The 24,612-nt window shown below is 71.3% G+C and carries 23 protein-coding genes; 8 read left to right on the top strand and 15 right to left on the bottom strand.

Features of this window, described 5'->3' with window-relative positions:
* Window positions 1–8: 8 nt before the first annotated feature.
* The 4 genes from SALPAC3_RS0118410 to guaB are packed head-to-tail and all read right to left on the bottom strand — an operon-like array spanning window position 9 to window position 5,968.
* Window positions 9–1,700 (bottom strand): GMC oxidoreductase, encoded by a 1,692-nt coding sequence (locus SALPAC3_RS0118410; protein WP_018222656.1) that lies wholly within the window; start codon window positions 1,698–1,700, stop codon window positions 9–11.
* A gap of 43 nt (window positions 1,701–1,743) precedes the next feature.
* Complete coding sequence (locus tag SALPAC3_RS0118405) at window positions 1,744–3,162, bottom strand: M1 family metallopeptidase (protein WP_018222655.1); 1,419 nt, start codon at window positions 3,160–3,162, stop codon at window positions 1,744–1,746.
* A gap of 49 nt (window positions 3,163–3,211) precedes the next feature.
* Window positions 3,212–4,375 carry a GuaB3 family IMP dehydrogenase-related protein gene (locus SALPAC3_RS0118400; RefSeq protein ID WP_018222654.1) on the bottom strand — a complete coding sequence of 388 codons (1,164 nt, stop codon included), beginning with the start codon at window positions 4,373–4,375 and terminating at the stop codon, window positions 3,212–3,214.
* 30 nt (window positions 4,376–4,405) lie between these two features.
* Window positions 4,406–5,968, bottom strand: a complete 1,563-nt coding sequence (gene guaB, locus SALPAC3_RS0118395) for an IMP dehydrogenase (protein ID WP_018222653.1) — start codon at window positions 5,966–5,968, stop codon at window positions 4,406–4,408.
* A 206-nt stretch (window positions 5,969–6,174) separates the two neighbouring features.
* Between guaB and SALPAC3_RS0118390 the strand changes: the two genes are divergently transcribed.
* A complete protein-coding gene (locus SALPAC3_RS0118390; protein WP_018222652.1) occupies window positions 6,175–6,582 on the top strand; it encodes a DUF5319 domain-containing protein in 408 nt (135 codons plus the stop codon).
* A gap of 116 nt (window positions 6,583–6,698) precedes the next feature.
* Here the strand turns inward: SALPAC3_RS0118390 and SALPAC3_RS0118385 are convergent, their stop codons facing one another.
* The 4 genes from SALPAC3_RS0118385 to groES form a co-directional block, all read right to left on the bottom strand.
* Window positions 6,699–7,508, bottom strand: a complete 810-nt coding sequence (locus tag SALPAC3_RS0118385; RefSeq protein ID WP_026185699.1) for a response regulator transcription factor — start codon at window positions 7,506–7,508, stop codon at window positions 6,699–6,701.
* An 827-nt stretch (window positions 7,509–8,335) separates the two neighbouring features.
* Window positions 8,336–9,931, bottom strand: a complete 1,596-nt coding sequence (locus SALPAC3_RS0118380) for a molybdopterin-dependent oxidoreductase (protein ID WP_018222650.1) — start codon at window positions 9,929–9,931, stop codon at window positions 8,336–8,338.
* Between the two features lie 127 nt (window positions 9,932–10,058).
* Complete coding sequence (gene groL, locus SALPAC3_RS0118375; RefSeq protein ID WP_018222649.1) at window positions 10,059–11,690, bottom strand: chaperonin GroEL; 1,632 nt, start codon at window positions 11,688–11,690, stop codon at window positions 10,059–10,061.
* Window positions 11,691–11,760: 70 nt separating this feature from the next.
* Complete coding sequence (gene groES / locus SALPAC3_RS0118370; protein WP_018222648.1) at window positions 11,761–12,075, bottom strand: co-chaperone GroES; 315 nt, start codon at window positions 12,073–12,075, stop codon at window positions 11,761–11,763.
* A gap of 307 nt (window positions 12,076–12,382) precedes the next feature.
* Here groES and SALPAC3_RS0118365 point away from each other — a divergent pair, with 307 nt between their 5' ends.
* Window positions 12,383–13,612, top strand: coding sequence for a class I SAM-dependent methyltransferase (locus SALPAC3_RS0118365; RefSeq protein WP_018222647.1), 1,230 nt, complete (start codon window positions 12,383–12,385; stop codon window positions 13,610–13,612).
* 9 nt (window positions 13,613–13,621) lie between these two features.
* A complete protein-coding gene (ybaK, locus tag SALPAC3_RS0118360) occupies window positions 13,622–14,104 on the top strand; it encodes a Cys-tRNA(Pro) deacylase (RefSeq protein ID WP_026185698.1) in 483 nt (160 codons plus the stop codon).
* 147 nt (window positions 14,105–14,251) lie between these two features.
* On the opposite strand, the gene SALPAC3_RS0118355 is transcribed toward ybaK, so the two are convergent.
* Together SALPAC3_RS0118355 and SALPAC3_RS0118350 are read right to left on the bottom strand one after the other, a co-directional pair.
* Window positions 14,252–14,989 (bottom strand): ABC transporter permease, encoded by a 738-nt coding sequence (locus tag SALPAC3_RS0118355; protein WP_018222645.1) that lies wholly within the window; start codon window positions 14,987–14,989, stop codon window positions 14,252–14,254.
* A complete protein-coding gene (locus SALPAC3_RS0118350) occupies window positions 14,970–15,881 on the bottom strand; it encodes an ABC transporter ATP-binding protein (RefSeq protein ID WP_018222644.1) in 912 nt (303 codons plus the stop codon). The genes SALPAC3_RS0118355 and SALPAC3_RS0118350 overlap by 20 nt, the downstream gene beginning before the upstream one ends.
* 84 nt (window positions 15,882–15,965) lie before the next feature.
* On the opposite strand from SALPAC3_RS0118350, the gene SALPAC3_RS0118345 reads away from it, so the two are divergent.
* From SALPAC3_RS0118345 to SALPAC3_RS0118325, 5 genes are all read left to right on the top strand, one after another.
* Entirely contained in the window at window positions 15,966–16,556 is a 591-nt protein-coding gene (locus tag SALPAC3_RS0118345) for a TetR/AcrR family transcriptional regulator (RefSeq protein ID WP_018222643.1), read from the top strand.
* 199 nt (window positions 16,557–16,755) lie between these two features.
* The gene (locus SALPAC3_RS0118340) at window positions 16,756–17,844 is read left to right on the top strand and encodes a sugar ABC transporter substrate-binding protein (protein ID WP_018222642.1); all 1,089 of its coding nucleotides are present in this window, start codon (window positions 16,756–16,758) and stop codon (window positions 17,842–17,844) included.
* 104 nt (window positions 17,845–17,948) lie between these two features.
* The gene (locus SALPAC3_RS0118335) at window positions 17,949–18,764 is read left to right on the top strand and encodes an ATP-binding cassette domain-containing protein (protein WP_018222641.1); all 816 of its coding nucleotides are present in this window, start codon (window positions 17,949–17,951) and stop codon (window positions 18,762–18,764) included.
* Window positions 18,761–20,023: a sugar ABC transporter permease gene (locus SALPAC3_RS0118330; RefSeq protein ID WP_018222640.1), complete on the top strand. Its 1,263-nt coding sequence runs from the start codon at window positions 18,761–18,763 to the stop codon at window positions 20,021–20,023. Before SALPAC3_RS0118335 ends, SALPAC3_RS0118330 begins: the two co-directional genes overlap by 4 nt.
* Before the next feature lie 63 nt (window positions 20,024–20,086).
* Window positions 20,087–21,268, top strand: a complete 1,182-nt coding sequence (locus SALPAC3_RS0118325) for an ROK family protein (protein WP_018222639.1) — start codon at window positions 20,087–20,089, stop codon at window positions 21,266–21,268.
* 34 nt (window positions 21,269–21,302) lie between these two features.
* Here SALPAC3_RS0118325 and SALPAC3_RS0118320 read toward each other — a convergent pair whose 3' ends face one another.
* Genes SALPAC3_RS0118320 through SALPAC3_RS0118300 form a run of 5 tightly spaced genes read right to left on the bottom strand, consistent with a single transcriptional unit; the run spans window position 21,303 to window position 24,545 of the window.
* Window positions 21,303–21,557, bottom strand: coding sequence for a hypothetical protein (locus SALPAC3_RS0118320; RefSeq protein WP_018222638.1), 255 nt, complete (start codon window positions 21,555–21,557; stop codon window positions 21,303–21,305).
* Entirely contained in the window at window positions 21,554–22,618 is a 1,065-nt protein-coding gene (gene tsaD, locus SALPAC3_RS0118315) for a tRNA (adenosine(37)-N6)-threonylcarbamoyltransferase complex transferase subunit TsaD (protein WP_018222637.1), read from the bottom strand. The genes SALPAC3_RS0118320 and tsaD overlap by 4 nt, the downstream gene beginning before the upstream one ends.
* A complete protein-coding gene (gene rimI, locus SALPAC3_RS0118310; protein ID WP_018222636.1) occupies window positions 22,611–23,114 on the bottom strand; it encodes a ribosomal protein S18-alanine N-acetyltransferase in 504 nt (167 codons plus the stop codon). Before rimI ends, tsaD begins: the two co-directional genes overlap by 8 nt.
* Entirely contained in the window at window positions 23,111–23,788 is a 678-nt protein-coding gene (tsaB, locus tag SALPAC3_RS0118305; RefSeq protein WP_026185697.1) for a tRNA (adenosine(37)-N6)-threonylcarbamoyltransferase complex dimerization subunit type 1 TsaB, read from the bottom strand. The genes rimI and tsaB overlap by 4 nt, the downstream gene beginning before the upstream one ends.
* A 55-nt stretch (window positions 23,789–23,843) precedes the next feature.
* Entirely contained in the window at window positions 23,844–24,545 is a 702-nt protein-coding gene (locus SALPAC3_RS0118300; RefSeq protein WP_018222634.1) for a uracil-DNA glycosylase, read from the bottom strand.
* Between the last annotated feature and the right edge of the window lie 67 nt (window positions 24,546–24,612).

The raw sequence follows: 24,612 nt of genomic DNA, 5'->3' as shown, positions 1-24,612 counted from the left end.
CCCCGGTGCTACCGCAGCGCACCAGGGGCATGCGCCGGCACCGCCGGATGGCGCGGGGCCACCGGGGTCAGCCGCACGTACGGGGCGCCGAGCGGAGGGCGGGGATCCGGCTCCCCCTGGTTCGGCCAGAACGACATGGCCCGCTCGGCCTGGGCGGTGATGGTCAGGCTTGGGTTCACCCCGAGATTGGCCGAGACCGCCGCGCCGTCAACGACGTGCAGCCCGGGGTGCCCGTACACCCGCTGCCACGGGTCCACCACGCCGTCCTCCTCGGTGGCGCCGATCACCGCGCCGCCCAGGATGTGCGCGGTCACCGGGATGTTGAATGGTTCGGTGAGCGCACCGCCCGGCACCCCGTTGATCTCCTCGGCCAGGAGCCGAACCGCCCGGTTGCCGGCCGGTATCCAGGTCGGGTTCGGCTCCCCGTGACCCGGTTCGCAGACGAGTCGACGACCGCCGAGCCCACGGCGTAGCCGGGTGGTCAACGAATTGTCCGCCGACTGCATGACCAGGGCGATGACCGTGCGCTCGGACCAGTTGCGGACCGACAACATCTGCGCCGCCGCACGCGGCCGCCGCACGAGCGCGCCCAGCCAGCGACGTATCCGGCGCGGGCCGCCGTCTACCAACAGGGTCTGGAGCAGCCCCATCGCGTTCGAGCCCCGGCCGTAGCGGACCGGCTCGATGTGGGTCTGCGAATCAGGGTGGAACGAGCTTGTGATCGCCACCCCCTCGGTGAAGTCGACCCCCGCCGCCCGCGCCGCCCGTCGGGACACCGACGCGCCGAGAACCGCCTCCGAATTGGTACGGGTCAACGCGCCGAGGCGGGACGAGAGCCGCGGCAGCGCCCCAGCCACCTTCATCCCGTGCAGCAGACGCTGGGTACCCAACGCACCGGCGGCGAACACCACCTGGTCGGCGTGGATCACCTGCGAACGCCCCCGCAGCCAGGAACCGGTGCGCCGGGTCTGCACCGCGTACCCGCCCCCCTCGACCGGCGTGACCGCGGTCACGGTCGTCAACGGATGCACCTGTGCACCGAGCCGCTCGGCCAGCCACAGATAGTTCTTGGCCAGCGTGTTCTTCGCGCCGTACCGGCAACCCGTCATGCAGGCGCCGCAGTGCGTGCAGCCGGTTCGCTCCGGCCCCGCCCCGCCGAAGTAGGGATCGGGCACCCGCTGTCCCGGCTGGCCGAGGTGCACGCCGACGGGGGTGGCCCGGAAGGTGTGCCCGACCCCCATCCGCTCCGCCACCGCCCGCATCGCCCGGTCCGCCCCGGTGGTTCCCGGGTACGTGCTGACGCCGAGCATCCGCTTCGCCTGATCGAAGTGGCGGGTCAACTCCTCCCGCCAGTCGGTGATGTCCCGCCACTGCGGATCTTGGAAGAAGGCGTCCAGCGGCTCGTACAGGGTGTTCGCGTAGACCAGGGAACCGCCGCCCACCCCGGCGCCGGAGAGCGCCAGCACGCCACCGGCCCGGCGCCGGCCCGCCCGCAGCAGGGTGATCCGCTGTATGCCGTAGCAGCCCAGCCACGGTGCCCAGACGAAGCGGCGCAGCTGCCAGGAGGTCTGTGGGAAGTCGCCGTCGGCGAAGCGTCGGCCCGCCTCCAGCACCCCGACCCGGTAGCCCTTCTCGGCCAGCCGCAGCGCGGCGACGCCCCCGCCGAAGCCGGACCCGATGACGACCACGTCGTACCGCATAGCTGCATCATTACCGACCGGTAGCAATCGCGCCAGAGGCAGCTCAGCCCGGTTCGGGGAGAGCGGGCCGGGTGGCGCCGGAGAGCCAGGCGTCGAAGAAGTCGTCGAGCTGCGCCCCGGAGACCCGCTCAGCCAGTTCGATGAAGTCACCGGTGGTGCCGTAGCCGTCACGCCGCTCGGCCGTCCAGGCCCGCAGGATGGCGAAGAAGGCATCGTCGCCGACCGTCCGCCGCAGCGCGTGCACGGTCAGTGCTCCGCGCTGGTAGACGGCGGTGCCGAACATCTGCTCCGGCCCCGGGTCCAGGGCCGGCAGCGACCAGTCCGTCACGGCGTAGAGCTCCTCGAACGCGCGCTGCAACGACCGACCCTCCTCGTGCTCCGCCCAGAGCCACTCGGCGTAGGTGGCGAAGCCCTCGTTCAGCCAGATGTCCCGCCACCGGGTCACCGCCACGCTGTTGCCGAACCACTGGTGCGCCAGTTCGTGGACGACCACATCGAAGTTGGGCCGCCCACCGAGGAAGAAGGCGGGGCCGTACACGGGACGGGACTGCGTCTCCAACGCGTACCCCACCCGTGGGTCGGCGACCACCACCCCGCCGTAGGAGTCGAACGGGTACGGCCCGAAGCGGTCGGCCAGGAAGTCGGCGATCTCGCCCGTACGGGCCAGCGAGACGGCCTCCGGGCCGGTCTCCGCGAGCGACTCCGGCACGGCCGTGACGATCGGCTTCCCGGCGTGGGTGCCGGTCTCCACCCGGTAGGCGCCGATCACCAGGGTGGTCAGATAGCTCGCCATCGGGGCCCGCTGCGCCCAGCGCCAGGTGGTCCGGCCGTCGGCGCTGCTCTGCTCCCCGGGCACCCCGTTGCTGAGCGCGGCGAGCCCGTCCGGGACGGCGACCTCGATGTCATACGTCGCCTTGTCGCTCGGGTGGTCGTTCACCGGGAACCAGGCGGCGGCCGAGTAGGGCTGGCCGAGCACGATCGCACCGTCCTCGGTGTGCAGGAAACCACCGCCGCCCAGCGGACCGTTCGGCCGGGTGCCGGGGCGGCCGGCGTACTCGACCGTGACGGTGAAGCGGTTGCCCTGGGCCAGCCCCCGCGCCGGCGTCACCACCAGCTCGTCGCCGTCGCGGTGGTGCCGGGCCCGGTCCCCATCCACCCCGACCGCCGTGACCTCCAGACCCTGTAGATCCAGGTTGAACCGGGACAGCGGTTGGGTGGCGACGGCGGTGACCGCCGCCTGTCCCCGGAGCCGGTCGCTGGCCGGGTCGTAGTCGACGGCGAGCCGGTAGTGCTCCACGTCGTATCCGCCGTTGCCCGCGCCCGGCACGTACGGGTCACCCAGCTCGGAGGCGCCCGGGCGGAAGTCGTCGCCCGGGCTCGCGGAGGAGCAGCCGGTGAGCAGGGCCGCCGCCACGACGGCGGCGGCGAGGCCGGGTCGAACCCGGGCGGAGGTGGAACGCACCGGTCGAGCCTAACCACCCGACCGGCGCAATGATGTCCCTCCGCGCTGGCTAGCGATCCAGGACCAGGCCGACCTTCTGGAACTCCTTGAGGTCACGGTAGCCGCACTTGGCCATCGCCCGGCGCAGCCCACCGAAGAGGTTGAGCTGGCCATCCGGCTCGTCGGCCGGGCCGTACAGCAGCCGTTCCATCGAGCCGACCGGCTCGCCGGCGGCCTCGAAGGCGCCCCGGGGCAGTGCCGGGTGGCTGGCGGCCGAGTGCCACCAGGCGCCGCCGGCCGGCGCCTCCGGGCAGAGCGAGAGCGGCTCGCCCAGCATCACCGCGTCGGCGCCGCAGCCAAGCGCCTTGGCGATGTCACCGGAGGTCCGAATATCGCCGTCGGCGATCAGGTGGACGTAGCGGCCGCCGGTCTCGTCCAGGTAGTCGCGGCGCGCCGCCGCGGCGTCGGCGATCGCGGTGGCCATCGGCACCCGGATGCCGAGCACCGACTCGGTGGTTGACCAGTCGTCACCGCCGATCCCCACGATCACCCCGGCGGCGCCGGTGCGCATCAGGTGCAGGGCGGTCTTGTAGTCGGTGCAGCCGCCGACGACCACCGGTAGGTCGAGGTCGGCGATGAACTCCTTGAGGTTCAGCGGCTCGTCGGTGGTGGAGACGTGCTCGGCGGAGACGATGGTGCCCTGGATCACCAGGATGTCCACCCCGGCGTCGAGGATCACCGGGGCGAGCGCCAGGGTGTGCTGCGGCGAGACACGTACCGCCACCGTCTGGCCGCCGGCCCGCAGCTCACGAACCCGCTCGGCGATCAGGTCCGCGCGGATCGGCTCGGCGTACACCTCCTGAAGCCGCCGGGTGTGGTGCAGCCCGGTCGCGCCGGCGCGGGTGGGGCGGGGCGACGGGCCGGTGGCGTCCGCGCCCAGGCTGGCCAGCTCCGCGAGCACCTTCGCCGGGTTCTCGTACCGGGTCCACAGACCCTCCACGTTGAGCACACCGAGGCCGCCGAGCTGGCCGAGCCGCACCGCCGAGGCCGGGCTCATCGTCGCGTCGGAGGGGTGGCCGACGCAGGGGATGCCGAACGGGTACGCGTCGAGCTGCCAGGCCGTCGACACGTCATCGACGTCCCGGGTACGGCGGCTCGGCACGATCGCGATGTCGTCCAGGTGGTAGCCGCGCTGCGCGGTCTTGCCCAGCCCGATCTCGACCACGTCACGCATGGGGACTCCAGACGGTAGGGGGTGGTGGGGTCAGCGGGTGTGGTAGTTGGGCGCCTCAGCGACCATCTGGATGTCGTGCGGATGGCTCTCCTTGAGCCCGGCCGCGGTGATCCGAATGAGCTGTCCGCGCTGGTGCAGCTCGGCAACGCTCTCCGCGCCGGCGTACCCCATCGCCAGCCGCAACCCGCCGACCAGCTGATGGGCGACCTGGGCGAGCGGGCCACGGTACGGCACCTGACCCTCGACGCCCTCGGGGACGAGCTTCTCGTCGCTGGTGACATCCTGCTGGAAGTAGCGGTCCTTCGAGTACGACCGGACCTGACCCCGGGACTGCATCGCGCCCAGCGAACCCATCCCCCGGTAGGCCTTGTACTGCTTGCCGTTGATGAAGATCAGCTCACCGGGGCTCTCCGCGCAGCCAGCGAGCAGGCCGCCCAGCATCACCGTGTCGGCACCGGCCACGAGCGCCTTGGCTATGTCGCCGGAGTACTGGATGCCACCGTCACCGATGACCGGAACGCCGGCCGGCCGGGCCGCCCGGGCCGCCTCCATGATCGCGGTCACCTGCGGCACACCGACACCGGCCACGATCCGCGTCGTGCAGATCGCCCCCGGCCCGACCCCGACCTTGACCCCGTCCACACCGGCCTCGACGAGCGCCTTCGCCCCCGCGTACGTGGCGACGTTACCGCCGACGACATCGACCCGGACATCCTTCTTGATCCGGGCCACCATCTCCAGCACCGCCCGCTGGTGACCGTGCGCGGTGTCCACGATCAATACGTCCACGCCGGCGTCCACCAGGGCGCGGGCCCGCTTATACGCGTCCTCGCCCACGCCGACGGCGGCGGCGACGCGAAGCCGGCCGGCGGAGTCCTTGGTGGCGTTCGGGTACTGCTCGCTCTTGGTGAAGTCCTTGACGGTGATCAGGCCCCGCAGCTTGCCGGCGCCGTCAACGATCGGCAGCTTCTCGACCTTGTGCTGCCGCAGCAGGCCGAGCGCGTCCTCCTTGCTGACGCCGACCGGGGCGGTGACCAGCGGGGTCCGGGTCATGATCTCGCGGACCGGCGTGGCCGGGTCGGAGACGAAGCGCATGTCGCGATTGGTGACGATGCCGACCAGTTGCCTGTCGCCGTCCACCACCGGCACCCCGGAGATCCGGTACTGCCCACAGAGCGTATCCACGTCCTGCAGGGTGTCGTTCGGGCCCGCGGTCACCGGATTGGTGATCATGCCCGACTCGGAGCGCTTCACCAGATCGACCTGGAGCGCCTGGTCCTCCACGGAGAGGTTGCGGTGTAGCACGCCGATTCCGCCCTGGCGGGCCATCGCGATCGCCATCCGGCCCTCTGTCACCGTGTCCATCGCGCTGGACAGCAGTGGAATGTTCAGCTCCACGGTGCGGGTCAGCATCGTGCGGGTGTTCACCCGGCTCGGCACGACATCCGACTCGCCCGGCTGGAGCAGCACATCGTCGAAGGTCAGACCGAGTGGAACCACCCGCGCCGAACCGGCGGGCAGCTCCGGCAGGTGACCGCCCAGCTCACCGCTTTCGGCCTCGGTCGGTTGAACGGTGCTGGGCGAATTTTCCACGGTTGCTCTCCTGAGCTGGTCGAACGGGCTTCAGCGAGGTGGCGCGGGCGGGCACCGGCAGAAACCGGGTAGCGGCGCTTCGCCCATCGTACCCATCGACTGGCCGCACCCCTGCTGCCGGCGGGCCGGGTAGGTATACCCGGGGCCGGGCAGGTCACGCCGGCCCAGGGCGGGCGGCGAACGGGCGTTGGGTCTACGGTGAGAGGGTGCACGACGAGCCCATCGATCCCTTCAACGGAGAGCCAGCCGACTCAGTGGCGGGCCAGCCCGATTCCGGCGACGCGGAGCTCGACCCATTGAGCGACGCCGAGCGGCAGGAGGTGCTGGAGGACCTGGCCGACCTGGAGATCTACCAGGCGCTGCTGGCGCCGATCGGCGTACGCGGTCTGGTGATCAAGTGCGAGGACTGCCGGGAGCCGCACTACTTCGACTGGGATCTACTTCGCGGCAACCTGCGCCACCTACTCAGCTCCGGGCACCCCCGGGTACACGAGCCGGCGTACGACCCCGACCCAGATCACTACGTGACCTGGGACTACGCCCGCGGGTACGCCGACGGGGTGCACGACACCCTGAGCGAGGGCACCGACGAGGAGCCGGGCTCCAACCGCTGATCCTGGCGCTCGACCAGGTCTCGGGCCTGGTCGATACCGGTCTCGCGGGCGACACCCGGGTCCGGGCTGATCGACTCCCGGGCCTCGGGCTGATCGACCGACACGTCAGCGACGCATCAGGCGACCAGTCCGGCGCGGAAGCCGGCGGCGACGGCGTGGGCACGGTCCCGGGCGCCAAGCTTGCGGAAGAGGCGTCGGGCGTGGGTCTTCACCGTGTCCTCGGAGACGAACAGCTCCCGGCCGATCTCGGCGTTGCTCTTGCCCTCGGCCATGCCCAGGAGCACCTGTAGCTCCCGCTCGGTCAGCCCGACCGCCGGCCGTGACTCCCGAGCCGGGCCGCCGGCGGGCACCGCGACGGGCTCACCCGCCGGGTCGGCGGGGTCGTCGCCGCGCTGCACCGGTACGACCGTGGGCCCCCCACCGGCCCCCTCGACGGCCCCGGCCGGCCAAGCCGACGGTGGGTCGACGGGAGCCCGGCCGCCGGGGGTAGCGCGGGCCGACCCGCCCACCGAAGCCGCGTCCCGGGCCGGATCGACCCGGTGGCGGTTGGCGGCCCGCCCGGGGGCGGAGAGCAGCAGCAGCGCCTTCGCCACCGAGCTGGTGAGGTCGTGGTCGGCGCCCTGAATCAGCCCCCGGGCACCCGCGCTGATTGTCGCCGCCGCCGACTCGGACTCCTCGACTCCCAGCAGCACCACCGCCGCCTGCGGTGCCCGGGCCAGCACCCGGCGAACGAACCCCGCGCTGTCTGGCCGGGTCAGCGCCGTATCAACCAGCACCACGTCGGCGGGGCGTTCGGCGAGCCGCAGCATCACCTCCGGGTCGGAGACGGCAGTCCGCACCGCTCCAGATAGCCCCAGCCGCGCCGCGGCGGAGGTCAGGTGTTGCGCCGCCAAGGGCGTCCGAACGCACACGAGAACCGTACGCACAGTGGTCTCCTCTCCGTCAACGAGCAGACCATGACGGAGTCCGGTCGGGAGGGGGTTCCCGCCAATCCTTCGAACTTTTCCGACAGTTGGGGCATTTGCCGCGAGTTGTCCGAGGTTCCCGGTCCTGGGGGACAACCAGATGGACAGACAACACGATCAACCGGGCCACACCGAGGCACTGAGCGTCTCCAAGAGCGCGGCACCCCGCTCTCGCCGCGTCCTACCCAGCCACGATGCGTGGTTTGTACTCCACCGCGAACGTCCGCCCGTTTCGGGCGGCCGCCCTGCTACCAGGCGTGCTGGGAGCGTCCGGATGATCCTCTTCCTGGCTCCCGGCAAGCCTGGCTTCACCAGGGAGGCTGCCTCCTCAACCTGGCGGACAGGGATGCGCCAAAGCGAGCGCCGTTGCTACTTCGTGGGTTGGCGGGTTCCGGGGCAGTCGCCCCGACCGCCCATCGGCGTGTGTGGTGGGCAAGAGCTGCCAGGCCTCACCCCGACGCGGGCCCCGCAGGTTGAGCACTGTGACTGAGGCGACATAACTGGGCTCCCTTCTCGGGTGAACTACCGAACCACCAAACCTTCATTACTCCCCGAGGCGGCAGTGCGGCGGGCACAGCCAACCCGACCGGCATGCCAACCGGACCTCGACACACCCGGGCCCGGCTCCGGGACCTCTCCACCGGCAGCTGGGCTTTCCCCCTCACGGCGGCGTCAACCCCCGCGTTCACGCCGCTGCCACGCCAGGTCAAGACCCCGCCCTGGGCGCGGTCCCGGTCGGAGCGCAGACCCAGGGGCAAGAGCAGCCGCGAGACGGCGCACCTGGCGGGTCAGCCAACGGTGACGCGCACCGTGTGCCAACCGGTCGCGCCGTCCGGAGCCACCGGTGCGCTCCGGCCGGTCTGGGTCTCACCGGTCACATCGGTGGCCCGAACCTGAAGCGTGTGCTCCCCCGGCGTCGCGTCCCACCGCCACGACCACTGCACCCAGGTATCCACCGAGACCGTCGGCGCGAGGTCCGCCTCCCGCCAGGGCCCCTCGTCCACCCGGACCTCCACCCGCCGGATGCCCCGGTGCTGCGCCCAGGCGACACCGGCGACAACCACCTCCCCCGCCACCAGCCGACTCCGCCGTCGGGGCGTGTCGATCCGCGACTGGGTCTTCACCGGGCCCTGCGCCGACCAGCCGCGCGGCACCCAGTACGCGTCGAAATCCGCGAAGCTGGTCAACTCCAGCTCGGTGACCCACTTACAGGCCGACACGTAGCCGTACAGGCCCGGCACCACCATCCGAACCGGGAAGCCGTGCTCGACCGGCAGCGGCTCACCGTTCATGCCGACCGCCAGCAACGCGTCCCGGCCGTCCCGCAGCACCGCCGTGGGGGTGCCGCAGGTCCAGCCGTCAACGGACCGCCCAACAACCTGATCCGCGCCCTCCAGCGGCTCCGCCTCGGCCAACAGATCCCGCAACGGCACCCCCAACCAGCGGGCATTGCCGATCAGGTCACCACCTACCTCATTGGACACGCAGGCCAACGTGACATACCGCTCGACCAGCGGCCGGGCCAGCAGGTCGGCGAAGCTGAGGGTGATCGGGTTGCGGACCCGGCCATGGATGCGCAACCGCCAGGTGGCCGGATCCACCTGCGGCAGCACCAGGGCGGTGTCGATCCGGTAGAAGCTGGATCTGGGCGTGACGTAGGAGGCGAGTTGGGCCAGGTCCAGGTCGGCTCCGGCCGGCACCGCGGCGGCCGGCGAGGCCGGGGCCGGCAGCACGACCGCCGCTCGGGCCGCCGACACTCCCCGCCGGCCACTCAGCCACCGGCCGCCGACGCCGGCCGCCGACGCCGCCCCGAGCAGTAGCCCACTCGCGGTGAGGAAGCGTCGCCGGGACTCCGCACTCGGTCCCACGGCCTGCCCCCGGTCAGCTGACCCGGCCACCGGCGCGCCGGAGTCGGCCGGTGGGGTGGGTGCGGACCAGCGCCATGGATCCAACTCCAACGGGCCCCGGATGAACGCCCAGAGCACCAACCCACCGAGGCTGCCCCCGGCCAGCGCCGGCAGGGCGTCGGTGAGATCCGCATCGGCCCGGGTCAGGGCGGCGAACGCCCCCAGCGCCGTAAACGCCGTGACGCCGGCCAGCCCGTACGCCAGGTGCCGCCGGGACAGTACGCCGAGCAGCGCGGCGAAGCCGGCCAACAGCAGGGCCGTACCCACCAACAGGGCGACCTTGTCGTAGCTGCCGAAGAGCGCGATGCCGAACTGTTTGAGTGGCTCCGGCACGGTGTCGACCACCAACCCGCCGACGGCTACCAGCGGAGCGGAACGGGGGCCGGTCAACACCGCGACAAGCTCCGCCGAGCCGATCGCCACCGCAGCGGCGATCACCCCGGCCGAAGCGGCGTGGCGACGGGTCGTACTGGTCACGCGGACCAGTGTTGCCAATCTCGGTCCACGGCGGTAGTCACGTCAGCGTTCCGTAAGCAGTCCGGAAGACGCGTCGGGGCGCGTCGCCACTGTGGACGACGCGCCCCGACCGAGCGTCCGGCGTGGGTCAGAAACCCGGGCCGTGCTGGTGACCGTGGCCGTGACCAGCCGCAGCCGGCTCCGGCTCCTGCGGCTTCTCCACCACGAGGCTCTCGGTGGTGAGCAGCAGGCCCGCGATCGACGCGGCGTTGGCGACCGCGTTGCGGGTCACCTTCACCGGGTCGAGGATGCCGGCCTTGGCCAGGTCGACGTACTCGCCCGTCGCTGCGTCGAGGCCGTGGCCCCAGTCCTTGTCGACGACCTTCTGCACCACGACGTAGCCGTCGTGGCCAGCGTTCTGGGCGATCCAGCGCAGCGGCTCGACCAGCGCCTTGCGCACGATCGAGACGCCGACCTTCTCGTCCCCGACGAGGCCGAGGTCATCGTCGAGCGCCGGCAGGACCTGGGCCAGCGCGGCACCACCGCCGGGCACCGTGCCCTCCTCGACCGCGGCCTTGGTGGCGGCGATGGCGTCCTCGATGCGGTGCTTGCGCTCCTTCATCTCGACCTCGGTCGCCGCGCCAGCCCGAATCACGGCGACGCCACCGGAGAGCTTGGCCAGCCGCTCGGCGAGCTTCTCCCGGTCCCACTCGGAGTCCGAAGCCTCGATCTCCTTGCGGATCTGGGCGACCCGGTCGACGGCGTCGGCGGCCTTGCCGCCGCCGTCAACGACGGTGGTGTTCTCCTTGTCGACCACCACCCGGCGGGCGGTGCCGAGCACCTCCAGCCCGACCTGGTCAAGCTTGTAGCCCAGCTCCGGGGCGACCAGCTCGGCACCGGTCAGGATCGCCATGTCCTGCAGCATCGCCTTGCGGCGGTCACCGAAGCCGGGAGCCTTCACCGCGCAGACCTTCATGGTCTTGCGGAGCGCGTTGACCACCAGCGTGGACAGCGCCTGACCCTCGACGTCCTCGGCGATGATCAGCAGCGGCTTGCTCTCCTGGAGGACCTTCTCCAGCAGCGGCAGCAGCTCCTCGATCGCCGAGATCTTCTGCGTGGTGATGAGGATGTACGGGTCCTCCAGGACCGACTCCTGCCCCTCCGTGTCAGTGACGAAGTTGGGCGAGATGAAGCCCTTGTCGAACTGGAGACCCTCGGTCACGTCCAGCTCGGTGGCGAGGGTGGAGCCCTCCTCGACGGTGATGACACCGTCGCGGCCGACCCGCTCCATCGCCTCGGCGATGAGCTCACCGATCGTGGCGTCCTGCGCGGAGACGGTCGCGACGTGCGCGATCGCCGCCTTGTCCGACACCTCGACGGCCTTGCCGAGCAGCGCCTCGGAGACCTTGGTGGCCGCCGCGTCGATGCCCCGCTTGAGGCCGGTCGGGTTGGCGCCGGCTGCCACGTTCCGCAGGCCCTCCCGGACCAGCGCCTGGGCCAGCACGGTGGCGGTGGTGGTCCCGTCGCCGGCGACGTCGTTGGTCTTGGTCGCCACCTCCTTGACCAGCTGCGCGCCGAGGTTCTCGTGCGGGTCGGTGAGCTCGATCTCCTTGGCGATGGTCACGCCGTCGTTGGTGATCGTGGGTGCGCCAAACTTCTTGTCCAGGACGACGTTGCGCCCGCGGGGGCCGAGGGTGACCTTGACCGCATCCGCGAGGGCGTTGACACCGTGCTCCAGCTGGTGCCGAGCGTCGTCCGAGAAGCTCAGGATCTTCGCCATGAATGTCCCTTCGAAGCGTCGTCGCCCCGGCCCGGCGAGCCGGACCGGGGCGACGACACTGCTCGGTTACCTACTTCTCGATGACCGCGAGGACGTCGCGGGCGGAGAGCACCAGGTACTCCTCGCCGGCGTACTTGACCTCGGTGCCGCCGTACTTCGAGTAGAGGACGGTGTCGCCGACCTTGACGTCGATCGGCACGCGGTTGCCCTTGTCGTCGATCCGGCCCGGGCCGACAGCGAGGACAGTGCCCTCCTGCGGCTTCTCCTTGGCGGTGTCGGGAATCACGATGCCCGACGCCGTGGTGGTCTCAGCCTCATTCGCCTGGACCACGATGCGGTCCTCAAGCGGCTTGATCGCAACCTTGGTCGCGGTAGTCACGGGCATACCCTCCTGGGGTACTTGGTTTCGTTACCGACCGGCAAACCGGCCAGCTCAATCTGCCACATGCCACCGGGCGGGGCCGTCGTCGCGGGTGCCGGTCCGCCTGGCGTTAACCTGCCGGGCACCAGGGCCCGGAGGTTGGCACCCTCAGGTCGAGAGTGCTAATCGCAGGTTATTCCTCGGCTAGCACTCCGTCAAGGAGAGTGCCAACGAACCGCCCAGCGCGTCGCGCGTACCACGTGCGTGGGCCGGCGCCGGCCCGGCAACACCCCAACTCAGACGCTCGCGGACCAGCCGGAAGAATGGCGGGGTGGACCTCGGACAGCTGGCGCGGCTGCGTACCCCCGCGGGGTCGGCGGCGCTGACGGCGGCCACCGAGGTGGCCGGGGGTGACCCGCTGGCCGCGGCGACGGCGCTCCGCTCCGCCGGGTTCCCGGCCGACCTGGCCGCGGCGGCGCTGACCCAGGCCGAGCTACGCCGACGTGCGGTGGGCAAGTTCGGTTCGGTAGCGGCTGACATGTTCTTCACCCGGGCCGGCCTGGAGCAGGCCACCCGCCAGGTGGTGGCGCGGCGACGCGCCGAACGGCTGCGCGCCAGCGGCGTCCGCGCCCTGGCCGACCTCGGCTGCGGAATCGGCGCGGACGCGCTCGCCGCCGCCCGGGCCGGGATCCGGGTGTACGGGGTGGAGGCCGACCCACTCACCGCCGCGACCGCCACCGCGAACGCCGAGGCGACCGGACTCGCCGAGCGCTTCACCGTCAACCAGGGGGACGCGACCACCTTCGATCTGCGCCGGGTGGACGGGGTCTTCTGTGACCCCGCCCGCCGGGCCTCCGGTCGACGGATCTTCGACCCGAACGCCTACTCCCCGCCGTGGGACTTCGTGCTCTCGCTGACCGAACGGGTGCCGCGGACGGTCGTCAAGGTGGCGCCCGGCCTGGACCACGCACTGATCCCACCCGACGCGGAGGCGGAGTGGGTCAGCGTCAACGGCGACCTGGTCGAGGCCGCCCTGTGGTGCGGCGAGTTCGCGACGGTGGCCCGCCGCGCGACCGTGCTGCGAGAAGAGCCGCCGACCGACACCACCGGCCGGGTCGATCCCGCCACGCACCGCACCAGGGTGCACGAGCTGACCAGTTACCGCGTCGCCGAGGCCCCGGTCGGGCCGGTCCGCCGCTATGTCTACGACCCGGACCCGGCGGTGGTCCGCGCGCACCTCGTCGCCGAACTGGCCGGCGCCCTCGACGCCACCCTCGCCGATTCGGCGATCGCCTATCTGTACGCCGACACTCCCACGCCGACCCCCTTCGCCCGCTGCCTGGAGATCACCGACGTGCTGCCGTTCTCGCTGAAGCGGCTTCGTGCCCTGCTGCGCGAGCGGCGGGTCGGCCGGGTGGAGATCCGCAAGCGGGGTTCGGCCCTCGAGCCGGAGCAACTCCGCCGCGATCTGCGGTTGACCGGCGACCAGCCGGCCAGCCTCGTGCTGACCCGGGTGGACGGCGCCCCCACGGTGCTTATCTGCCGTCCGGCCACCAGCTAGCGTGATGGGGTGGCACGACGACAGGCTACGCCGGCGACCACGCTGCTGAGCAAGCGGAAAGTCAGGTACCGCACCCATCCGTACGACGTGCCGGCGGACGCCCCGAACTACGGAGCACTTGTTGCGGCGACGCTCGGCCTGCCGGCCGACCGCGTGTTCAAGTCACTGGTGGCCGTGGTCGATGGCGCGCTCACCATCGCGGTCGTCCCGGTGACCGGAGAACTCGGCCTCAAAGCCCTGTCCGCCGCCGTAGGCGCCAAACGGGCCGTGCTGGCCGACCGGGCAACGGCCGAACGTGCCACCGGGTACGTACGCGGCGGCATCAGTCCACTCGGACAGCGGCGCAACCTGCCGACCGTGCTCGACGAAAGCGCCCTTCACCACGAGACCATCTACGTCTCGGCTGGCCGTCGGGGGCTCCAGCTGGAACTGGCGCCACAGGATCTGGTCGCCCTCACCAACGCCCGAACGGCACGGATCGCCGCCACCTAGACCAGCTGGACAACCCGCGCTCTGGCCTGGTGCCCTGGCCGGATGCGGGCTGATCGCGCCACCCTCCCGAAGCGCCGGCTACGTCCGACGCGGTCTGGCGGCTTGCCGCCCAGGCCTGTCCGCGAGTGGACCGGCGACCGGCCCGGCTCAGGTTCGTCGGGTCATGATGTGCAGGGTGGCGGCGAAGCCGAGGGCGCACCACGCGGCCAGGACCGCGTACGGCGCGGCCGAGACGCCCTCCGGGCCGGCGGTGAGGGAGTCGCGAACCACCTGCGCCATGTGCTGGAACGGCAGCACCTGGTGGACCGTCTGCAGCCACTCCGGGAGCCGGTCGGCGGGGAAGTTGATCGGCGAGAACATCAACGCGATGAAGACGATGAGCTGGGTCACCATGTTCGTCACCGGTGGCGCGGCCGCGTAGGCGATCGCGAGGCCGACGGTGGTCGCGGCGAGCGCGACCAGGACCGCGGCGGGTACGGCCAGCCAGCTCACTCGAAGGGTGAGATCAAAACGCAGTACCGCGACCAGTAGCCCGAGGAGCAGTCCCGGCGCCCCGACGACCAACCAGGTGGTGACCTCCGAGAGCACAACCGCGGTCCGCGGTACGGGCAGTGTCTGGTTGTAGGTGAAGGTGCCCTCGGTCTTCGCGGTGGCGACCAGTTGCGGTGCCATCACCATGCCGATCGTGATCAGGCCCAGGGTCGGCGCCCCGGTGGCGAGGTAGCGCGCGGTGGCCGAGTCGATCTGCGGCAGCAGGAAGGCGAACCCGAGGACGATCCCCACCGAGAGGAAGATCTGGACGACCAGCACCAGCGAGAGCAGGTAGCGCAGCCGGATCGCCGACCAGCGCAGCAGGAGCAGGTAACTACGAAACCAGGGTCGCATCAGGGTTGGTCTCCGGGTTCGCGGTCAGGGTGAGGTAGAACTCTTCGAGGCCGACGGGGTTGAGCGAGAAGCGGCCGGTTATCGACGCTGCCCAGGCCACCGCGAGCTGCGCGTGCTCCGCGGCGAGGGTGATGGTGAGCCGGTCGCCCGCCCGGCTGGTGCGCAGCGCCCAGGCCGGCACGGCCGGTGCGGCGGTCCCGCTCATCTCCAGGCGCAGCTGTCGGTCCGGGGCCAGCGCGGCCGGCGGGCCGGTGGCGGTGACCCGGCCGTGGTTGAGGATCACCACCGTGTCGATCACCCGTTCGGCCTCGGCGATGTTGTGGGTGACCAGGACGACTCCGTGCCCCGCCGCGGCCAGTTCCCGAACCTGTGCCCAGAGCAGGCGCCGGCGGGCCGGGTCCACGTCGTTGGTGGGTTCGTCCAACATGACCAGCCGGCCCGGCTCGACGACCGCCATGCAGAACGCGGTGAGCCGCCGCACCCCGCCGGAGAGGCGTTCGCCGGGCTGGTCCGCCCACTGCTCGATGTCCAGGGCGGCGAGCAGTTCGGTGGTCCGACGTCGCACCGCCCGGCGGTGACCACCGCGGATCCTGCCGATGCTCTCGATCGCCTGACGGACGGTGACACCGGTGAGTGGGGCGTGGGCCTGCGGCTGGAACGAGCAGACCGAGCGCGCCCAGGCGGGCTCGGCGACCGGGTCGCGGCCGAGCAGGGTGATCGTGCCGCCGGTTGGTCGAGCCAGGCCGACGACCTGGTTCAGCAGGGTGGTCTTGCCGGCGCCGTTGTGTCCGAGCAGGCCGAGGAGTTCACCGTCGGCTACCGCCAGGCTGATGTCGTCGTTGGCGCGCACCCCACGGCGATAGACCTTGGTCAGGTTGTTGATGTACAGCATGAGACTCCGAATACCGATTAGTATCTGGATACCAGACGGTATGTAGATACTGGGTCGTATGTCAATGGGGTAGGTTCGGTACCCATGGCGGAGCGACTCACCCGGGCACAGCGACAGGAACTCACTCGGGCCCGCCTCCTGGACGCCGCGGAGGCCCGGTTCGGCGACCGCGGGATTCACCAGACCTCACTGGATGAGATCGCCGCCTCCATCGGCCTGACCAAGGGCGCCATCTACGCGAACTTCAGCAGCAAGAACGACCTCATCGCGGCGATCCTGGAGCGCAGGGTCGGCGGCCACGAAGAACCGCACCCGATCCAGTCCCTGGCCACCTGGGCGGCTCGCCTCGGCGACAGCTACGAGTCCAACGTGGACAGGGACGAGAACCGCCGCTTCGCGCTGGCGCTCATCGAGTTCTGGCTCCACGGCATGCGCAACGAACCCGCGCGAGCGCTCCTGGCCCGATGGCTCCAGACCGCCCGCGAAGCCACCGCCCAGGACGCCGCCACCCTGACCGGCGTCGATCTCCCCCTCCCCGCCGACCAGCTGGCCACCCTGCTCCTGGCGCTCGACATCGGGGTGGGCCTCCAGCGCCTACTGGACCCCGAGTCGGTGCCGGCCGAGGTCTACACCGCCGGCGTCCAGGCGATTCTGGGGCGCGAACACCCGAAGTGACCCCCGCGCCGGTGACCGCACCGGGCAAGGACACGGCAGACCGGGCCCGTCACAGCCCAGAGACCACGACGTTGCCGAATTGTTACTGCCGACAACAAACTCATGACCTCGACACTCTTGTGTCCTCCAGGGATCGCGGAATACGTTGCCGGGCACAACAAACCATCCCCCAATCCCCCACCTGGAAAGGACCCTGCAGATGCGCAAGGGTTTCCTCGCCGCTGCCACCGTCGGCCTCCTGGCCACCGGCAGCATGGCGGCCTGTGGCGACAACTCCGACGAGGAGTCGGCCGGCAAGACCCCCAAGGTCGGCGTGATCCTCCCGGACAGCAAGTCCTCCGCCCGCTGGGAGGGCGCGGACCGCAAGTTTCTGGAGGAGGCCTTCAAGGAGGCCGGCGTGGAGGCCGACATCCAGAACGCGCAGGGTGACAAGACCGAGTTCCAGACCATCGCCGACCAGATGATCACCCAGGGGGTCACCGCCCTGATGATCGTCAACCTGGACTCCGGCACCGGCAAGGCCGTCCTGGACAAGGCCAGGTCGCAGGGGGTCGCCACCATCGACTACGACCGCCTGACCCTCGGCGGCTCCGCGGAGTACTACGTCAGCTTCGACAACGAGGCCGTCGGCAGGCTCCAGGGCGAGGGCCTGATCAAGTGCCTCACCGACGGCGGCGTGCCGAACCCGTCGATCGTGTACCTGAACGGCGCGCCGACCGACAACAACGCCACCCTGTTCAAGAACGGCTACGACTCGGTCCTCAAGCCGAAGTTCGACGCCGGCGAGTACCAGCAGGTCGCGGACGACTCCGTCCCGGACTGGGACAACGCGCAGGCCGCCACCATCTTCGAGCAGCAGCTCACCAAGTCCGGCGGCAAGATCGACGGGGTGCTGGCGGCGAACGACGGGCTCGGCAACGCCGCCATCTCGGTGCTGAAGAAGAACAAACTCAACGGCAAGGTCCCGGTCACCGGCCAGGACGCCACCCCGCAGGGCCTACAGAACATCCTCGCCGGTGACCAGTGCATGACCGTCTACAAGGCGATCAAGCAGGAGGCCCAGGCCGCCGCCGAACTGGCCATCTCGCTGGCCAAGGGGGAGCGGAAGGAGACCGGCCAGACCGTCAAGGACCCGGAGAGCGGCCGGGATGTGCCCGCCGTGCTGCTCACCCCCCAGGCGATCTACCAGGAGAACGTCAAGGACGTCATCGCCGACGGCTTCGTGACCAAGGACGAGGTCTGCACCGAGGCGTACGCCGAACTCTGCGCGAGCGCCGGCATCAGCTGACCGCCAGCGTGGCCGTCGCCCGGCACGGGCCACCCCGTGCCGGGCGACGTGTCGCCGCATCCGGTGGTACGACGATCTCCCCTCACGTGCGTTAAGGAGTCCCCGTGTCCGCGACCCCCCTGCTGGAGCTGCGCGGGATCGACAAGAGCTTCGGTCCCGTCCAGGTCCTGCGTGATGTCGCTCTCTCCGCCTTTCCCGGGCAGGTGACCGCGCTGGTCGGCGACAACGGCGCCGGTAAGTCCACCCTGGTCAAGTGCATCAGCGGCATCTACCCGACCGATGCCGGCGAGTTCCTCTTCAACGGCCGCCCGGTGAGCATCCACAACCCCCGCGACGCCGCCGCACTCGGCATCGAGGTCGTTTACCAGGACCTCGCGCTCTGCGACAACCTCGACATCGTGCAGAACATGTTCCTCGGCCGGGAGAAGCGGCGCAGCCTCGTGCTCGACGAGCCGACCATGGAGCAGATGGCTGCGGACACGCTCGCCGGGCTCTCCGTCCGCACCGTCAAGTCGCTCCGCCAGCAGGTTTCCAGCCTCTCCGGAGGCCAACGGCAGACCGTGGCGATCGCCAAGGCGGTGCTCTGGAACAGCAAGGTCGTCATCCTGGACGAGCCGACCGCGGCGCTCGGGGTCGCGCAGACCGCACAGGTGCTCGAGTTGGTTCGCCGGCTGGCCGACAACGGCCTCGCGGTCGTACTCATCTCCCACAACATGAACGATGTCTTCGCCGTCTCCGACCGGATCGCCGCGCTCTACCTGGGCCAGATGGTCGCCCAGGTGAAGACCACCGACATCACCCACGCCCAAATCGTTGAGCTGATCACCGCCGGCCGCTCCGGTGCGCTCGGGCGCAACGCGGGCAACGGATCGAACGACACCGGCGGGGAGCCCGCCGCCGCCCCGGGAGCCGCCCGATGACCAGCGCCGCCCTCCCCGACCAGGAATCCGTGGCCACCCCCGCCGCCGTGCCCACCCTCACCAGCCACGTGCGCGGCTACCTCAGCCGGGTGCGCGGTGGGGAGATCGGTGCCCTACCCGCCGTCCTCGGCCTGATCGTGCTCTGCACCGTCTTCGCGATCATGCGGCCGTCGTTCCTCACCACCGCCAACTTCGCCAACCTGTTCACGCAGGGGGCAGCGGTCACGCTGATCGCCATGGGGCTGGTCTTCGTCCTGCTGCTCGGTGAGATCGATCTCTCCGCCGGCTTCGCCAGCGGAGTCTGTGCCGCGGTACTGGCCAATGTGGTCACCGTCCTCGGCTACCCGTGGTACGTCGCGGTGCTCGCCGCGGTGCTCACCGGAGTGTTGATCGGCAGCGTGCTCGGAATGCTGGTCGCGAAGATCGGCATTCCGTCCTTCGTGGTCACCCTCGCCGGCTTCCTCGCCTTCCAGGGCATCGTGCTGCTGCTGATGGAGGAGGGCAGGAACATCTCGGTCCGCGACCCGGTGCTGGTGGCGATCGCGAACCGCAACCTGCCACCGGCTCTCGGCTGGGCCCTGGCCGGGCTCGCCGTCGCCGGCTACGCCGCGGTCCAGACGACGCGGTACCGCAGCCGTGCGGCCCGGGGCCTGGTCACCGACCCACTCACCGTGGTTCTCGCCCGGGTCGTCGGGCTGGCCACCGTGCTCGGCACGACGGTCTACCTCCTCAACCAGGAACGCAGCTTCAACGTCCTGATCAATTCCCTGAAGGGCGTACCGATCGTGGTGCCGCTGATCGCGGTACTGCTGATCGCCGGAACCTTCGTACTGCAGCGCACCAGCTACGGCCGGCACGTCTACGCGGTCGGCGGCAACAAGGAAGCAGCCCGCCGAGCCGGCATCAACGTCGACCGGATCCGCATCTCCGTCTTCGTGATCTGCTCCGCGATGGCCGCGATCGGCGGCATTGTCGCCGCCAGCCGGGCCAACTCGGTCGACCCGAACACCGGTGGCAGTAACGTACTGCTCTACGCCGTCGGCGCGGCGGTGATCGGTGGCACCAGTCTCTTCGGTGGCAAGGGTCGGGTCCTCGACGCGGTGCTCGGCGGTGCGGTCGTCGCAGTGATCGACAATGGGATGGGTCTGATGGGCTACAGCTCAGGGGTCAAGTACGTGGTAACCGGGGTGGTCCTACTCCTCGCTGCCAGCGTGGACGCGCTGTCCCGGCGCCGGGCCGCCGCCAGCGGCGGCCGCTGACCGGGCCGGCCCGACCAGGCCACCGACGCCGCCCGTCACCGCACTGAGGAGCAGTACGCCGCGATGCGCGCAGGACCCAGCCAGGACGAGATCCGTCGGCAGAACCTCGGAGCGTTACTGCGGTACGTCCATATGCACGGGGCGACGTCCCGGGCCGAGCTGACCACCACGCTGGGGCTGAACCGCAGCACCATCGGCGCGCTCACCACCGACCTCGCCGCGGCCGGCCTGGTGAGCGAGGGGGCGCCGAAGGAGACCGGCCGGGCCGGACGACCGTCGCTGGTCGTCCGGCCCGAGTCGGCCCGGGTGTACGCGTACGCGTACAGCATCGAGGTGGACCGGCTGCGGGCCGCGCGGATCGGTCTCGGCGGCGGGGTGCTCGACCGACGGGAACTGGCGCGTCCGCGCGGCATCACCGCCGCCGAGGCCGCGCCGTTGCTGGCCCGGGCGGCGCGGGAGATGCGACAGTCCGTGCCCGCCGACGCGATCTGCGTCGGCGCGGGCGTCGCCGTCTGCGGCCTGGTCCGTCGGGACGACGGACTGGTCCGGCTCGGCCCGACGCTGGGCTGGGTGGACGAGCCGATCGGTGCGGCGATCGGTGCCGAGTTGGGGCCGGACGTTCCGGTCGTCGTCGGCAACGTCGCCGACATGGCGGCCTTCGCCGAACACACCCGCGGCGCCGCCACCACCTGCGACAACCTGATCTATCTGTACGGCGATGTCGGCGTCGGCGCCGGCATCATCGCCGGCGGGCGTCGGCTGACCGGGCACGGCGGCTACGGCGGCGAGGTCGGGCACATGGTGGTCCGGCGGGACGGCACCCGCTGCGAGTGTGGGTCACGCGGCTGCTGGGAGACGGAGATCGGCGAACACGGTCTGCTGCAGGCGGCCGGCCGCTCCGACACCCAGGGCCGAGAAGCGCTGCTGGCAGTCTTCGAGGCCGCCGACCGGGGCGACGCCCGAGCCCAGACCGCCGTGCGCACCGCCGGCGACTGGCTCGGCTTCGGCGTGGCCAACCTCGTCAACATCTTCAACCCGGAGTTGGTCATCTTCGGCGGTGCCATGCGGGACCTCTACCTGGCCGCCGCCGCCCAGGTACGCAGCCGGCTCAACGCCAGCGCACTGCCCGCCTGTGTGGAACACGTCCGGCTGCGCACCCCCGAACTCGGCGACGACGCCGCCCTGATCGGCGCGGCCGAACTCGCCTTCGAACGGCTCCTCGCCGACCCGCTCGACGTCCACTGAACCCAGTCCCCGAGTGGACTGGGCGGCGCTGGGGTCAGCGATCGACCGGCGTGAAGTCCCAGGAGTACGGGGGACGCGCGACCAGGGTCACCGGCGGGTCGGGCAGGGGACGGGGGTTGCCCCGCCACTTCGAGATCACCACGACCCGGTGATCGGTGGAGGAGAAGACCTCGCTGGAGACGTGCAGCGGGTCGTGTTCGAACTCCGGCAGGGCGGTCTCACACACCCAGGTGATCAGGTCGGCCATCCCGTACGGCTCGGCCCGTACCTCCCACATCCGCACGATCATGTCTGCTCCTCCCCGGTAACACTGACTGTCGTCAGTGGCATCGCCGAATCGGCGGGCAGGTCCAGGCGGCTCGGCGCGACACCGGCGGCGACCAGGTGTGAGCCGAGCGCGGCGACCATCGCGCCGTTGTCCGTACACAACTTCGGGCGGGGCGTCCGCACCCGGATGTCGTACTTCGCCGCGCGCTGCTCGGCCATCGCCCGCAGCCGCGAGTTGGCCGCCACTCCGCCCCCGATCACCAGGGTCTGCACCCCACTCGACCGGCAGGCATCCAGTGCCTTCCCGATCAGCACGTCGCACACCGCCTCCTGGAAGGAGGCGGCGACGTCGGCGACCGGGATGGGCTCGCCGGCCCGCTGCCGACGCTCCACCCAACGCGCCACCGCGGTCTTCAACCCGGAGAAGGAGAAGTCGTAGCGGTGCGCTGCCAAGTCCTTGGCCGCGGTCAGCCCCCGGGGGAACGCGATGGCCGCCGGGTCACCGGCGCGGGCCTCGCGATCGATGTACGGGCCGCCGGGGAAGGGCAGCCCGAGGAGGCGGGCGACCTTGTCGAACGCCTCGCCGGCCGCGTCGTCGATCGTGGCGCCGAGCGGGGTGACACCGTAGGCCAGGTCGTCGACGAGCAGCAGCGACGAGTGCCCGCCCGAAACCAGCAGGGCGATCGCCGGCTCGGGCAGCGGCCCGTGTTCCAGGGTGTCCACGGCGACGTGCGCGGCCAGGTGGTTCACGCCGTACACCGGCTTTTCGGCGGCGACCGCGTAGCCCTTGGCCGCGGCGACCCCGACCAGCAGCGCCCCGGCCAGACCGGGGCCGGAGGTCACCGCGATGGCGTCGACGTCAGCGAGCGTCACCCCCGCCTCCGCCAACGCCCGGTTCATCGTCGGGACGATCGCCTCCAGGTGGGCCCGGCTGGCCACCTCGGGCACCACGCCGCCGAACCGGGCATGTTGCTCGACGCTGCTGGCCAAGGCGTCGGCGAGCAGGGTGTGGCCCCGGACAACACCGACCCCGGTCTCGTCGCAGGACGTCTCGATCCCCAGGACCAGGGGTTCGTCAGCCATCGATCAACTCCTCGTCCCGGCGCATGACCAACGCGTCGGTGTTGCGCGGCTGGTAGTACCCGCGCCGCACCCCGATCGCCTCGAAGCCGTGCGCCGCGTAAAGCTTCTGCGCCGGGGCGTTGTCCGCGGCCACCTCCAGCAGCGTGCCGCGCACCCGCAGTCGCGCCGCCTCGGCCAACAACGCGCGCAACAGCAGCCGCCCGACCCCCCGCCGCTGCGCGGACCGGCGGACGGCGATGTTCTGCACCCATGCCTCCTCGCCGGCGACGGCGGTGAGCCCCGCGTAGCCGAGCAGGGCTTCCCCCTCGGTCACCACCAGGTAGTGGTGCCCGTTGGCGAGTTCGTTCCAGAACATGGCGGCAGACCACTGCTCGACACCGAAGAGGTCCGCCTCGATCGGCAACACCTCGGCGATGTGCCACCAACGGAACCGCTCCAGTTGGAGGCCACGCCCCCCGCCACCCGGTTCGCCGCCCCGGTTCGCTTCCCCACTCACGGCAGGACCGACTTGCGGCCCGCCGCCGCGACCGCGTCCGGGCGGCGCAGGTAGAGCGGGGTGAGCGGCTCATCGGGGGCACCGGCGGCGATCCGCGCCGCCGCGAGCCGCGCCAGGGCCACCGGCATCGGGTAGCGGGGCTCGTCGGCGACCGGCAGCTCCAGCGTCGCCGCGTACCGGTGCGCGCCGTCGCCGACCGCGGCGACAACCGCCAGGTCACGGGCGCGCGCGGCGGCGACCGCCGGAGCGGAGACCTCGGGGCCGACGACCCGTTGGCCGGCTTCGTCGTACACCGCCCAGTAGATCTCCCGGCGGCGCGCGTCGGTCGCCGCCAGGACCGGCTCGCCGGCGGCGGCCGGGAAGCCGACGGCGTCCAGCGAACAGACCCCGTAGGTTGGCACGCCGAGCGCCTGCCCCATCGTGGCGGCGGTGACCAGCCCGACCCGCAGCCCGGTGAACGGGCCCGGCCCGAGGCCGGCGACGATCGCACCGAGAGCGGAGGGGCGCACACCGACGTCGGCCAGGACCGCGTCCACCTGTGGGGCGAGCAGCTCGCCGTGGGCTCGGGCGTCCACGGCACAGCGCTGCGCCCGCACCTCGACGCCGGCCGCCGTGACCTGCGCCAGCGCGGCGATCACCGCGGGAGTCGAGCTGTCCACCACGAGTACGAGCACGGTGAACCAGCCTAGCCGCCCGGCTGCCGGGACCGGCCCCACCCCGGCAGAGCGATCAGGCGGCGGCGCGTTCCCAGTCGATCGTCGGCAGACCGGCGTCGGCGAGCGCCTTGTTGGCCGCGCTGAACGGGCGGCTGCCCAGGAACCCCCGCGGGTTCATCGGGCTGGGGTGTCCCGCCTCCAGCACCACGTGGCTCGGGTTTGTCACCAACGCCGCCTTCTTCCGGGCATATCCACCCCAGAGTAAGAAGACCACCCGGTGATCCACCGCGTTCAGCGCCCGAATTGTCGCGTTGGTGAACTCCTCCCAGCCGCGGTTGGCGTGGGAGCCGGGGCTGGCCTCGCGAACCGTCAGCACCGAGTTGAGCAGCAGCACACCCTGCGCGGCCCAGCCGGCCAGATTTCCACCGGCCGGTCGCGGCACGCCCAGATCGGCGCCCAACTCCTTGAAGACGTTGCGCAGTGAGGGCGGCGTCGGCACGCCGGGGCGGACGCTGAAGCTCAGCCCGTGTGCCTGCCCGGCCCGGTGATAGGGATCCTGGCCGAGGATCACCACCCGGGTCTCCGTCGGCGGGCAGAGCCGGTAGGCCGAGAAGAGGTCCGCCATGGGCGGAAAGACGGTCTGGGTGGCGTACTCCTGCGCGACGAAACCGGCAAGCGCCGCAGTGCGGGCCGGATCGAGCTCCGGGGCGAGCGCGGACCGCCACCCCGGTGACAGCAGGGCCAGCAGATCCAGGGTGGGTGCGTCGTCGGGCATCGGCGGCCTTTCCGGTCGGGGCGTCCCGCGCACTCTAGTCGCCGGCTCCGACACCACCGGCCACCTC

Origin of the sequence: Salinispora pacifica DSM 45544 (assembly GCF_000378845.1) — a bacterium.
In the GTDB taxonomy this organism is placed as follows: Bacteria; Actinomycetota; Actinomycetes; order Mycobacteriales; family Micromonosporaceae; genus Micromonospora; species Micromonospora pacifica.
Note: the sequence above shows the minus strand (reverse complement) of the source record. Positions and strands in the feature narration are given on the sequence as shown.